Source organism: Enterococcus sp. LJL98 (assembly GCF_054871745.1).
Genome location: NZ_JBTXLU010000007.1, coordinates 1 through 11,362, shown reverse-complemented (window position 1 = coordinate 11,362; position 11,362 = coordinate 1). Strand labels below are relative to the sequence as shown.

Sequence of the window (11,362 nt, the reverse complement as noted above, 5' to 3'; positions counted from 1 at the left end):
ACTTTCTTCTTAGAGTTTCTCTAAGCACTTGTTTTTTGACAGCTTTCTATTATAGCATGAATTTTCAAATCCTGTGGTATAGTTACTCTAAGGAAGAAAGATTTAAGAAAGGATGAATCACTATGAATCTGTTTAAACGATTTTTTCCATTAACCCTCTTGTTTCTACTATTTTTCATGACGAGTTGCTCCAAGCCTAATTCAGAAACAGATATCTTTCAGTTAAAAGATCGAGGTTCTCTCGACGCTACTGTCACTGCCACAATTGATGGAGAGGCGGTAATCATTGGTCAAGAGACAAGCATTCCTTTAGATTCTTTAGAAAACATCCAAGTCAGCATGACCACAAATCAACCAGAACTTGTCTTTAAAAGTTATTTTGATCAAAATGACAGTCAATTTCCTGTGAACACCTCTCCAGCAAAAGAAAGTAATGATTCTCTAGTCATTATTCAAGAAACTTACGAACCTGAGGATTTCCCTGATTTCTTCACCCTTGGTACACATCACATCAATCTTTTCCAGATTGACCCTCAAGGAGAAGTCAATCCTGTACCGAATCCTTTAAATATTAAAGGTGTCAAAACCTTAAGTTATAAAATCATCCAGTAAAGAGAGGACCTCCCTCTCTTTTTTTACGAAGAAATAAGTAAATGTGGAAAGAGGCCTTTTCTTGCTATTAGTATCAAGTACCATCTTATGACTAATTCATACAAACAACTCTTTAAAAACGGGTTACTTTTTTACTATACTATTAATTAATGAAAAATTGGATACGTCCTTAAAGGAATCGAACTGGGCATCATCCAAGTGAAATTGCAATAAAAAAATCGACTCGGAATTCGAAAAAATTCAGAGTCGATTTTTGTTTTTTATTTTCTTGGTTTCCAACTAAAATAGAAAAATAGATACAGAAGGCTTGTTAAGACACACAGTCCACTCACCCAATAACGAAGGCTTTCTTGAAAGAAAAACAACCATAGTATTCCGATAATCGTCGGTAAATTAATACGTCCTCGCCAGAATATTTTATGTTGATATTGGAAGAAATAGGCCCAAATGTGAACGACCAATAAACCACCTAACACCGCCCATAAAATCCACACATTTTGATTCCCTGTCAAATCCATCCCGCCAAAAGTACCCATGTGGACATCAAAGGACTCGGGGACTAAAAAGATGGGAAGATTTGCTGCAAGGATCGCGATTATCACATTTAATAGCGCAAAACCAAGGGGATAGGTTTTCTTTTCTCGCTTTAGATAGGCATTGGTATACAGATAATTCATGGTTAACTTCCCCTTCATGAGATCAAGTAAATTTTCTGATTTATACATCATGACCACTCCCTTCATTACTCTTTCTTCTTACTTCTATTTTATAACAAAGACATTGATTTTGCATGAGTAAAAGTGGAAAAGGGAAAAGAACGAAGCTCCCTCTTGCCTCTTTTCCCACAAAAACGTACACTAATAGAAAACAATAAAGGAGTTTCTTTATGACTTATACTGGTTATTTACGCCAACCTCACTATTATGAAACCGACCAAATGGGGATTATTCATCACTCAAACTACATTCGTTGGTTTGAAGAAGCCCGTGTGGATTGGTTAGCATTTTTAGATATCCCTTATTATAAAATTGAAGAAGCAGGAATCATTATCCCCGTCTTAGCTGTCACTTGTGATTACAAGGAAATGATTCACTACCACGATCAAGTACGTATTGATGTAACGATTGATAAATACACGGGGACGCGTCTCGAGTTCTCCTATCAAATTTTCAATCAAACAACCGGCAATCGACTCACAACAGGAACAAGTAAACATTGCTTCTTAGATAAAGCAAGCAATCGACTCCTCCAACTTAGAAGAAGTCACCCTGAGATTCATCAAATTTTCAGTAAGACTTTTGAACAACAAGGAGAAAAAAAATGATTCGACGAGCAGAAAAAGAGGACGCCCTTCACCTAGCCATTCTCGCGCATGAATTGTGGCCAAGCCAATCGATTGAAGCCTTTCAAACAGAATTCTCTGAAATGCTCCTCAAAAAAGACATCGCCTTTTTCCTCCGTTTTGAAGAAGAGCAAGCGGTCGCCTTTGCCCAATGTCAGTTGCGTTATGAGTATGTTGAAGGAACAAAATCTTCTCCGGTTGGTTATTTAGAAGGCATTTATGTCAAAGAAGCATACCGTAAACAAGGCATCGCTACGCAGTTATTGGGAAATTGCCAAGCTTGGGCAAAGGAACAAGGATGCCAGGAATTTGCCAGCGACTGTGAACTCGAAAATACAGCGAGTCTCCACTTTCATCTAGCCACAGGATTCATTGAAGCCAATCGCATTATTTGTTTTACAAAAAAACTCTAAACAACTTCCTTCACCCAAAGTCAATCATTGGTTATACTAACCTTGGAGGGATACGGATGAAATTAACCATTAGAAAACGAAAAATAGGAAATATTCCTGTACTAGAAGTAGTCGATGATACAAAAATTTATGAACCCATGCCGTTAATTATTTACTATCATGGTTGGCAAACAGCTAAAGAACTGGTCTTAACCCAAGGACGCAAACTCGCTCAAAAAGGTTTTCGCGTGGTTTTACCTGATGCAGCCAATCATGGAGAAAGAAAAACAGAACGCTCACCGATTCCTTCACTGACTTTTTGGAGTAGTATCCAAAGCAACCTCTTTGAATTTGCTTACATTGTCGATTTTTTTTAAAATCTCGGCGTAACTAACGGACAAATTGGTGTTGGCGGGGTTTCCATGGGTGGAATGACCACTGCAGGATTATTAACGAAGCATCCTGAGATTACCGCTGCGGCTTGTATTATGGGTTCGCCAGCGATGATAAAATATCGCGATCATATCCAATATCATGCCAAGGCTGCCGGTTTTTTCTTACCAACTGATTACGAAACCCTTGTGAGTTGGATTGAATATTATGATTTGCAATCACAAATCGAAAAATTAGGAGAACGTCCTTTCCTTCTTTGGCATGGCACGGAAGATGAAAAGATTCCTTATGAACATGTCAAAGACTTTGTCGATGCCTTTCCAAAAGAAAACATTCAGTTTGTTTCTGAACAGGAACGACATCTTGTTAAAGGAGAGACGATGGATTTAGTCACTGCATTTTTCACCAAACATTTAATGACCACTGAACAATTTTAAAAATGGGGCTTTACTCGAATAACGAAATGTTATTGAGCAAGCCCCATTTTTTATTTTTTTATCAGCCCTTACTTTGGCTTTACCAAGGTAACAAAATCCATGAAGTGTTCAAAGGTTTGCATTTGTTGATTGCATTCCTCGCTGTTGTAACAAATATAATTCCCTTTTGTTTTATACTGGCCCTCTTTATTGACTTTGCCTTTGACCGTAAACAAGGAGACCCCACTCGTCCCGTGACAAATCGTGCAAATGCCTTTTTGAATTTCAGTACTTAAATGCCCTTGAATTCCTTGTAACTTATGATTGGCATAATATAAAAGAAATTTACTCTGTTGCCCTGGGTCATTCCAACCGTAAAAAGAATACTTCGTTAAGTCAAGATTTTCCCAATCAGGTATCTGTAATTTCTTCGTTTTGGGAAAAGCCTTCTTCACACCTGTATCCGTTGGTTGTTTGAAAGGCAGAATCCTTTTGCGAAGACTTTCTAAATATTTGGTAAACACTCGTTGGTCCTCTGTCATACACTCAATCTCCATCACAAGGTCTTTTTCAGCTGTATCTAAAGTAGAAAAACGCGCCTTCACTTTTTCAAAAACTTGGACTTGGACGGCTTGAATCGTTGATTTATCACTTACGCTACGATGGGTTTGTGCTAAGATCGATGCTTGTTCTTTTAAAAAATAGTAGTCATAAGGTTGTAAAAATTGTTCCACTGCTTTTTCCTCCTAGTAATTCACTTCTCAATTTATGTAGGATTGAAACAATTGAAAGTTTTTCTATTTTATTTCAATACCGACTCTTGCAAATGGTCTAGGATGCCGTGCATTTGTCTTTGCACCATCGGATCACCACCTGAAAAAATTATAGGGAAAAAAAGAGAGTCGGTCAAATAATAAAGTGTTAAGCAAATGAATAAGCTAGTAAAAAGAGCCGTTGATCATTCACACGAATAAGTTTTACTTTTCCAGTTGCATTGTGTTTTCAACGACAATTCATCCATCTCGATTTAAAGTTCGAGCAATGAATGCGGCTTCATAATCCCTCTATCACTCCCCATGCTCATCGATTTTTTCTCTAATATCTTTTGACGCTTAAATACGTTTGCTACTTCTTTTTCAATCTTCTTTTTTTTGGCTCTCATACTTTTCCTTCTTTAAGAAAGTTTTTAAATAACAAGTCGAATCTAGATGAAACTGTCCTTGTGTTTTTCGATTAATGACACGATGGACATGTTTGATTCCATTTTCAGGAGTCCCCTTGAATACTTAGGATAATCACATGCCGTGGGTATTTCATCGTAAACATCACTCACTAAAGACCATGCTTCATCGCTAAAATCCTCCTATCTTTTATTTAGAAATCATATTTTTCTCGCTTCAAGTAACTGAATTGTTGTACGGATTCCATTCTAATCTCTCCTCTTTCCTCACTCTTTTGTGTGATTGAAAAATCGACGAAATCAAAAGACATCTTGTCGCTTTCGTGTAACACAGCAACTGCATTTTCCACCTAATCTTGATTAGAAATTTCTAATCAAAAAAAGAGACAAAAGGGATGCGAATTCTGTTTTTTTATAATAGAATACGCTTATTGTGTTTTTAGCATAATGAAAAATAACCCATGATTTAGGAGAATAATATGAAAAATAATAATCGCATGATGTACTTAGCCATCAGCAACTTATTGCTGGTTTTTTTGGGTGTCGGTCTAGTTGTTCCTGTATTACCACAATTAAAGGAAGAGATGGGTTTTTCTGGAACCACGATGGGCTTAATGATTTCGATTTTCGCTTTTGCGCAACTAATTGTTTCCCCCATTGCTGGGATGCTTTCAGATAAATTTGGACGCAAGCAGCTGATTGTCATCGGGATGTTTATTTTCTCGTTATCTGAATTACTCTTTGGGCTCGCCCAAACGACGAACGGCTTTTACTTTTCTCGTGCGCTTGGCGGAATCGCCGCAGCTTTTGTAATGCCTTCTGTGACGGCTTTTGTTGCAGATATGACCACGATTGATCGCAGACCAAAGGCGATGGGACTTGTTTCTGCTGCAATTAGTGGCGGCTTTATTATTGGACCTGGTGTAGGTGGTTTTATCGCTCACTTTGGAACACGTGCACCCTTTTTCGTCGCTTCCGCTCTTGCCTTACTTGGTTTCTTTCTCTCGATGTTTGTTTTAAAAGAACCAGAAAAACAAGCAATTTCTCAAACGGATTTACCAACATCTTCCGTCTTAGATGTTCTTAAAAATCCAATCTTTACTTCTTTATTTGTTATTATTTTAGTTTCTTCTTTTGGCCTACAAGCTTTTGAATCGATTTATTCCATCATGACGTCGATAAACTTTGGTTTTACTATGAATGAAATCGCCCTAGTCATCACCGTTAGTGGAACGCTGGCTTTGCTCGCACAAATTTTCTTATTCGATTGGATTGTTTCTCATATAGGAGAAATGCGTTTGATTCAATTAACTTTCTTTATCAGTGCGATCTTTATTGCTTTAATTGCTTTTACAACAAGTCACCTCGTTGTCATTTTGGCGACCTTTGTTGTTTTCCTTTCCTTCGATTTGTTCCGCCCAGCGGTGACTACTTATCTTTCAAAAAATGGCGGGAGTCAACAAGGTATGATTAACGGCTTAAACTCAACCTTCACTAGTTTTGGTAACATTTTAGGTCCACTCGCGGCCGGCTCTTTATTTGATATCAATCATTTTTATCCTTATTATGTTTCAGCCTTTATTTTATTTGGCACTGGATTACTTGCCTTATTTTTAAGTAAACGTAAAAAATAAAAAAATTGCCTCTCACATGCTTTTTTCGTGCATGCGAGAGGCAATTTTTTTGAACGAGTTCCTTCATAAAAAGCAAGCAAACCGATGACCTTATTGTTTGTCCCATTGCTTGCGATACAAAGCCATTCCTTCGTTATCAGCTGGTTTCAATTGGAAGAAACCACGGACAACGATTACTAACAAAATAACGACTCCCGCAGTAAAAATTAAATCGGGAATAATTCGCAACCATAGAAGTAAGGCAACGAGCGGCTGTTGATAAAAACTTGTTTGACGAGCGTGCCAATAACCAAATTCAACGGCATCTTTTAATTGCAAGTGACCGACAGGCATGAGCGTGATAAAGGTCATCCCAGCCAAACCAATATTCAGTAACCAAGCAGAAAGACGAATGTATTTTTCAACCTTTTCTGTCCAGAATTCTTTTTTACTAATGTTGCGGAAGGTGTAAAGCAAGATTGCAATCGAAAACATTCCATAAACACCGGCCATTGCCGCATGAGCATGAGCCGAAGTCCACTGTGTTCCGTGTTCGAAATAATTGATAGCAGGTGCATTGATTAAGAAACCAAGTGCTCCAGCACCGAGCATATTCCAAACACCCGTTGCTGCTAAAAAGATAAATGTCCCTTTATAAGGAAATTCAATTTGAGCATCCTTATAAACTTTATAATGTGACCAAGCTTCCCAAATTAACAGGGTCAAGGGGATAATCTCTAATGCAGAAAAGCAAGCGCCTAGTGCTAACCAAATGCTATGGTCTCCCTGCCAAAAGTAATGATGTCCCATCCCAATGACTCCTGCACCTAAAAGTAAGGTCAATTGGAAATACAAGGCGCGAATCGTGGATTCAACGGTTGTCAACTTCATATCAACGAGTAACCAACCAATTAAAATCACTGCGAATGCTTCAAAAATTCCTTCTACCCATAAATGAACAATCCACCAGCGCCAGTAATCAGCAAAGGTCACATGTGAATCAGGTAAAATAAAGAGCGATGCCAAATAAAAGGCAGGGATAGCAATCGCACCGAGCAGTAAAAGTAAGGTTAAGTGCGAACGGTGTGGGTTGACTCCCGCTTGATTTTTTCTTCGAATCGCAGGGAGGAAACCACGCATTAAGATGACAATCCAAAGCATCATTCCTACGATGAAGATTGCTTGCCAAGCTTTTCCCATTTCTAAATATTCCCAACCAAAATGCCCGATGAGCCACCACTTCTCTTTAATCCAACCTAAGATACCAAACCATTCACCTAACATACTTCCCGCAACGACAACTAGCAAGGCACTAAATAAAATATCAACGAGTAGCCCTTGTCGTTTCGGCTCACGACCGAGTACCCGAGGAACAATATAGATTCCAGTTGCTAACCAAGTCGTTGCAATCCAAAAGACAACCAATTGCAGGTGCCAAGTCTTCGCTAAATTAAACGGCCAAATCTTTTGTAAAGGAATACCGAAAAATTCATTTTCCACGTAGTAATGTGCCATCAATTCCCCTAACAAAATTTGAACGAGAAAGAGCAACATAATCACAACAAAATACTTCGCTACTTTTCGTTGACTCGAAGAGATGGGTTTATCTGGATCAATAATCGGTAACTTATCTTTTGAGTAGATAAAATCCATGTCGAGATGGTAACGACGTTGCACCCAAATTGCGACAGCGACGCCCGCACAAAGTAGAGCGACAGAAACAGCGGTCCAGACCATCGCTTCAGAAGGCATGACGTTTCCTGCATCTAGATCATATGGCCAGTTATTCGTATAGGTAAAGTTTCTTTCAGGTCGGTTGGTGGAGGCTAACCATGCCCCCCAGAAAAAGAAATAAGTTAAATGGTCAATCTTATTCCCTTGGACCATGTAATCCACTGTTTCTTTTTGGTTAATCATATTTTCTGGTAATCCTGCTTGCGTAGGATTATTGACGAATGTTTGATGATTAAATAAACGCAAGTATTCCAACCCAGCTGCTTGAGCCGTTGTTAGCACTAATTCATCGCTTTGCTCCTCATAGCGATTGACTTTAATTTCTTTACGGGTTGCACCAATAATCCCTTCTTGTTCCAGTGTTGACAGTTGTTCCCAATCTTTTTGATACAGCTCTTGTGCGTAATAACGATGCATTCCTTCTAAATAGTAATGCAGAGCTTCTGCCGTGTAATCGGGGCCTAAATAAGAACCATTTCCTAAATAGGTACCATAATCAGCTAAGCCGTAACGCTCAAAAACCGCTTGTCCACTAATCAACTCCTCTTTTGAGACAAGCGTTTCACCTTGCTCATTCACGATTTGTGTCGGTCTTGGCGCTTCATTCTTAAAAATCAAAAACCCACCGGCAATTAATATTGAAAAAACGGTCACTAAGGTCACAAGTAAAATATTCCTTAATTTCCGATAAGGATGTTTCTTCATTTTCTTTTCCTCCTCTATCGTTCCAATTAATCAAAAATTCACAAAGTTTAATAGCATTCATCAAGAATAATTCCAATCGTTTTCACTTTGTCAACCTTTTCTTATTGAGAACTATTCTCATTATGCGCCTTCCAAATGGCTTTTTCAAGCGAAATTATATAAAAAATTATATAAAATTCACACTTTCTTCGTATTCACAAATCGAAAAAGAAGAGAAAAGCAACTACTCACAATCATTCAAAGGGTTCCGAAAAAAAGATTGTGAAATAAAAAATAGGGAATATTTCTTTTTTCGTCAAAAAAAGAAAGCTGCAACCGCGGTCACAACCTTCTTCGTCGTTTATGAATATTTGACTGCCCAATGGGAAACAACTAACCACTCTTTCGAAAGCTTCACGATATTTGAGCAATTGAAACAAACAATTATTCGAATCCCTCTCTCGTTTCTCCGAGCAAAATAACTTTTGTCCTGTTTTCTTTTTTAAATTACATATAAATAAGCGTCCGATGACGTTCTCACAACATTCGCTGGCACACCGACTGCTGTATGATAAGGTGGTACATCCTTTAATACAACCGCATTCGCACCAATTCTCGCACCTTCGCCAATTGTCACGTCACCTAAGATTTTTGCACCGGCTCCAATCAGTACGCCTGCTTCAATTGTTGGATGGCGTTTTTTCTTTTCAACTCCACCTATCCCTCCTAAGGTAACGCCATGGAAAATCGTCACATTTTCCCTCACAACTGCCGTTTCGCCAATCACAACCCCCATCCCATGATCCACAAAGAATCCTGCCTCAATCGTTGCTCCTGGATGGATTTCGATCCCGGTTCGTTTTCGACCACGATGAGAAAAGAAACGCGCCAATAAGAAATTACCTCTTTGATAAAAATGATGAGCGATACGATGATAAATCATCACCTTTACACCTGGTGAAAAGAAGATCGCTTCGAACAATGTTTTCGTCGCAGGGTCTTTCTTTAAAGTATTTCGTCCATCTGCTAGGATCGTCTTAAACATTGGTTCCTCCTATTCTTCTGCAAATAAGACGGTTGATAAATACCGTTCTCCCGTGTCAGGTAAGACGGTCACTACTTTTTTTCCTTTACCTAATCTTTTTGCAATCACCTTGGCCGCCGCATAGTTTCCACCGGCCGACATCCCGACTAAAATTCCTTCTTGCTTACCCAGTTCTCTCGCAGCAGCGTAAGCCGTTTCTTCGTCCATATCAATGATTTCATCTACCACTGCCTGATTATAAATTTCCGGAATAAAGTTGGCGCCAATTCCTTGAATGCCATGTCCACTGGCCGGTCCGCCAGTCAAAACAGGTGATTTTTCTGGTTGAACGGCTACGGTTAAGAGAGCCGGATTTTGCTTTTTTAAGGCTTTTCCAATCCCACTGATTGTGCCACCCGTTCCAACACCAGCCACAAACGCATCGATTTCTCCAGCTAAATCTTCGACAATTTCAACAGCGGTAGTTTCTTCATGTGACCACAAATTTGCTTCATTGGCAAATTGCTTCACCAAAAAATACCCATGTTCTTTGGCTAAGGCTTCTGATTTTTCAACTGCACCGGCCATGCCAAGTTTTCCCTCGGTTAGTACAAGTTGTGCGCCATAAGCGGTAACAATTCGACGTCGCTCGACACTCATCGTCTCTGGCATGACAATGACTACTTGATAGCCTAACGCCGCACCAATCATGGACAAAGCAATCCCCATATTTCCACTGGTCGCTTCAATCAAGGTGTCGCCTTTTTTGATGCGTCCTTGTTTTTCTGCTGCTTGAATCATATAGCGTGCGGGACGGTCTTTGACACTTCCACCCGGGTTGAAGCTTTCTAATTTTACGTAAATCTCCGCTGCATCTTCTTCCGTATGATTGATTTTAACTAAAGGGGTACGACCAATTGTTTCTGTAATATTATGATAGAGCATCTTATCTTCCTCCATTTTGTGATAACAAGGTATCAACCTTTCAGTAACAGTCAACAGGTTTCGGGGGCCCTCCTTCACCTTTTCAAAAAAAATCAAAAAAACCTTTCACCTACTGCATACGTAAATAAACATATACAGAGGCAAAAGGTCGATTTCGCGGTTCCACTCTGTTTGAGATTTCTCCCAACTCTAATTCAAGCACTTCCATGCTCTAGTTCAATAACGGGAACTCCCGTGTTCATCTACTGGATTCGATCAACAAACTCCTTGGCGCACTTCTATTTTTTTCTGTATAGACTTCTTCCACCAGTGAAGTCTTCTCTTGGATACATTGAAAAATATACTTTACCAATTCAACGTGAAATATGATTTTTTTGATTGAAGTGATTATACTTGGAATCAAATCGATTTGTCAAGGGTTTCGAATTTTTGATTAATAATCTTTCAGGTAAGAAAATAGTGCTTCTTCTAATTCTGAAGCAAGAATAACTTTACCTTTCAAATGAAAATAAATGCCTGCTAGTAGATTTTCAAACATCGCTAACTGATAAAAATCTTTATTCTCTACCAGAGGAAAATCTGTTTGGTTGATCCAACCTGCCACCTCTTTTTGAGTGAGTTTTCCTTCTAAAATCCCTCGATAAATAACAGTAGCTAAACGTCTTTCCTCACCTTCAATAAAAGGTTGATTCATTCTTTTAACTTAATTCAGGCAGAAGTCGCCCATCCTCTATAGGTGGGTGATGAATGTCGTTCGGTATGAGGGTTACCATAAGTAACTCGAAAACCGACAATTGAGGCATATTGCCCTTTTATTTTGTTCTATGTTATAATCAGTCTATATAAGAAATGAGTTGATATAACATGGAATTAGATACAAATAATCATTCAGTATTTCTTCTTTATTACCACCTTGTTTTAGTGACGAAATATCGTAGACAAGTAATTGATGATGAAATATCTGACTATGCTAAAGCGACTTTTGAAAGAATTTCAGAATCATATCACATTACGTTAGTTGAGTGGAA

11 protein-coding genes, 2 pseudogenes and 1 other annotated feature are annotated in these 11,362 nt (G+C 38.7%); of the genes and pseudogenes, 6 read left to right on the top strand and 7 right to left on the bottom strand.

The features are described from left to right. Positions 1-122: 122 nt before the first annotated feature. Positions 123-611: a hypothetical protein gene (locus tag ACYSNO_RS06850; protein WP_461730325.1), complete on the top strand. Its 489-nt coding sequence runs from the start codon at positions 123-125 to the stop codon at positions 609-611. 260 nt (positions 612-871) lie between these two features. On the opposite strand, the gene ACYSNO_RS06845 is transcribed toward ACYSNO_RS06850, so the two are convergent. Then, positions 872-1,336, bottom strand: a complete 465-nt coding sequence (locus ACYSNO_RS06845) for a hypothetical protein (protein ID WP_461730324.1) — start codon at positions 1,334-1,336, stop codon at positions 872-874. Between the two features lie 161 nt (positions 1,337-1,497). Here ACYSNO_RS06845 and ACYSNO_RS06840 point away from each other — a divergent pair, with 161 nt between their 5' ends. The 3 genes and pseudogenes from ACYSNO_RS06840 to ACYSNO_RS06830 all read left to right on the top strand — a co-directional run bounded on the left by ACYSNO_RS06840 (position 1,498) and on the right by ACYSNO_RS06830 (position 3,175). Next, positions 1,498-1,935 carry an acyl-CoA thioesterase gene (locus tag ACYSNO_RS06840; RefSeq protein ID WP_461730323.1) on the top strand — a complete coding sequence of 146 codons (438 nt, stop codon included), beginning with the start codon at positions 1,498-1,500 and terminating at the stop codon, positions 1,933-1,935. Then, the gene (aac(6'), locus tag ACYSNO_RS06835) at positions 1,932-2,366 is read left to right on the top strand and encodes an aminoglycoside 6'-N-acetyltransferase (protein WP_461730322.1); all 435 of its coding nucleotides are present in this window, start codon (positions 1,932-1,934) and stop codon (positions 2,364-2,366) included. Before ACYSNO_RS06840 ends, aac(6') begins: the two co-directional genes overlap by 4 nt. A 56-nt stretch (positions 2,367-2,422) precedes the next feature. Further along, positions 2,423-3,175: pseudogene (locus tag ACYSNO_RS06830) on the top strand (alpha/beta fold hydrolase). Between the two features lie 68 nt (positions 3,176-3,243). On the opposite strand, the gene ACYSNO_RS06825 reads toward ACYSNO_RS06830, so the two are convergent. Next, on the bottom strand, positions 3,244-3,888 hold the full coding sequence (locus ACYSNO_RS06825) for a FusB/FusC family EF-G-binding protein (RefSeq protein WP_461730321.1): 645 nt from the start codon (positions 3,886-3,888) through the stop codon (positions 3,244-3,246). Between the two features lie 293 nt (positions 3,889-4,181). After that, complete coding sequence (locus tag ACYSNO_RS06820) at positions 4,182-4,316, bottom strand: hypothetical protein (RefSeq protein ID WP_461730320.1); 135 nt, start codon at positions 4,314-4,316, stop codon at positions 4,182-4,184. 497 nt (positions 4,317-4,813) lie between these two features. Between ACYSNO_RS06820 and ACYSNO_RS06815 the strand changes: the two genes are divergently transcribed. Then, positions 4,814-5,968, top strand: coding sequence for an MFS transporter (locus tag ACYSNO_RS06815; RefSeq protein WP_461730319.1), 1,155 nt, complete (start codon positions 4,814-4,816; stop codon positions 5,966-5,968). A 90-nt stretch (positions 5,969-6,058) separates the two neighbouring features. On the opposite strand, the gene ACYSNO_RS06810 is transcribed toward ACYSNO_RS06815, so the two are convergent. The 4 genes from ACYSNO_RS06810 to ACYSNO_RS06795 form a co-directional block, all read right to left on the bottom strand. Further along, positions 6,059-8,386: a nitric-oxide reductase large subunit gene (locus ACYSNO_RS06810; protein ID WP_461730318.1), complete on the bottom strand. Its 2,328-nt coding sequence runs from the start codon at positions 8,384-8,386 to the stop codon at positions 6,059-6,061. Between the two features lie 481 nt (positions 8,387-8,867). Continuing rightward, positions 8,868-9,410 carry a serine O-acetyltransferase EpsC gene (gene epsC / locus ACYSNO_RS06805; RefSeq protein ID WP_461730317.1) on the bottom strand — a complete coding sequence of 181 codons (543 nt, stop codon included), beginning with the start codon at positions 9,408-9,410 and terminating at the stop codon, positions 8,868-8,870. A gap of 9 nt (positions 9,411-9,419) precedes the next feature. Beyond that, positions 9,420-10,334 carry a cysteine synthase A gene (gene cysK, locus ACYSNO_RS06800; protein ID WP_461730316.1) on the bottom strand — a complete coding sequence of 305 codons (915 nt, stop codon included), beginning with the start codon at positions 10,332-10,334 and terminating at the stop codon, positions 9,420-9,422. A gap of 133 nt (positions 10,335-10,467) precedes the next feature. Then, positions 10,468-10,700 (bottom strand) — a binding site (T-box leader). A gap of 67 nt (positions 10,701-10,767) precedes the next feature. Then, the gene (locus ACYSNO_RS06795; RefSeq protein WP_461730315.1) at positions 10,768-11,028 is read right to left on the bottom strand and encodes a hypothetical protein; all 261 of its coding nucleotides are present in this window, start codon (positions 11,026-11,028) and stop codon (positions 10,768-10,770) included. Positions 11,029-11,198: 170 nt separating this feature from the next. On the opposite strand from ACYSNO_RS06795, the pseudogene tnpA reads away from it, so the two are divergent. Then, positions 11,199-11,362: pseudogene (gene tnpA, locus ACYSNO_RS06790) on the top strand (IS200/IS605-like element ISEfa4 family transposase); the annotation flags it as partial.

Excerpts from the sequence above, each read along its gene's own strand:
- ACYSNO_RS06850 (WP_461730325.1), top strand. The coding sequence starts at position 123 with ATGAATCTGTTTAAACGATTTTTTCCATTAACCCTCTTGTTTCTACTA.
- ACYSNO_RS06840 (WP_461730323.1), top strand. The coding sequence starts at position 1,498 with ATGACTTATACTGGTTATTTACGCCAACCTCACTATTATGAAACCGAC.
- epsC (WP_461730317.1), bottom strand. The coding sequence starts at position 9,410 with ATGTTTAAGACGATCCTAGCAGATGGACGAAATACTTTAAAGAAAGAC.
- ACYSNO_RS06810 (WP_461730318.1), bottom strand. The coding sequence starts at position 8,386 with ATGAAGAAACATCCTTATCGGAAATTAAGGAATATTTTACTTGTGACC.
- ACYSNO_RS06795 (WP_461730315.1), bottom strand. The coding sequence starts at position 11,028 with ATGAATCAACCTTTTATTGAAGGTGAGGAAAGACGTTTAGCTACTGTT.
- ACYSNO_RS06815 (WP_461730319.1), top strand. The coding sequence starts at position 4,814 with ATGAAAAATAATAATCGCATGATGTACTTAGCCATCAGCAACTTATTG.
- ACYSNO_RS06820 (WP_461730320.1), bottom strand. The coding sequence starts at position 4,316 with ATGAGAGCCAAAAAAAAGAAGATTGAAAAAGAAGTAGCAAACGTATTT.
- cysK (WP_461730316.1), bottom strand. The coding sequence starts at position 10,334 with ATGCTCTATCATAATATTACAGAAACAATTGGTCGTACCCCTTTAGTT.
- ACYSNO_RS06845 (WP_461730324.1), bottom strand. The coding sequence starts at position 1,336 with ATGTATAAATCAGAAAATTTACTTGATCTCATGAAGGGGAAGTTAACC.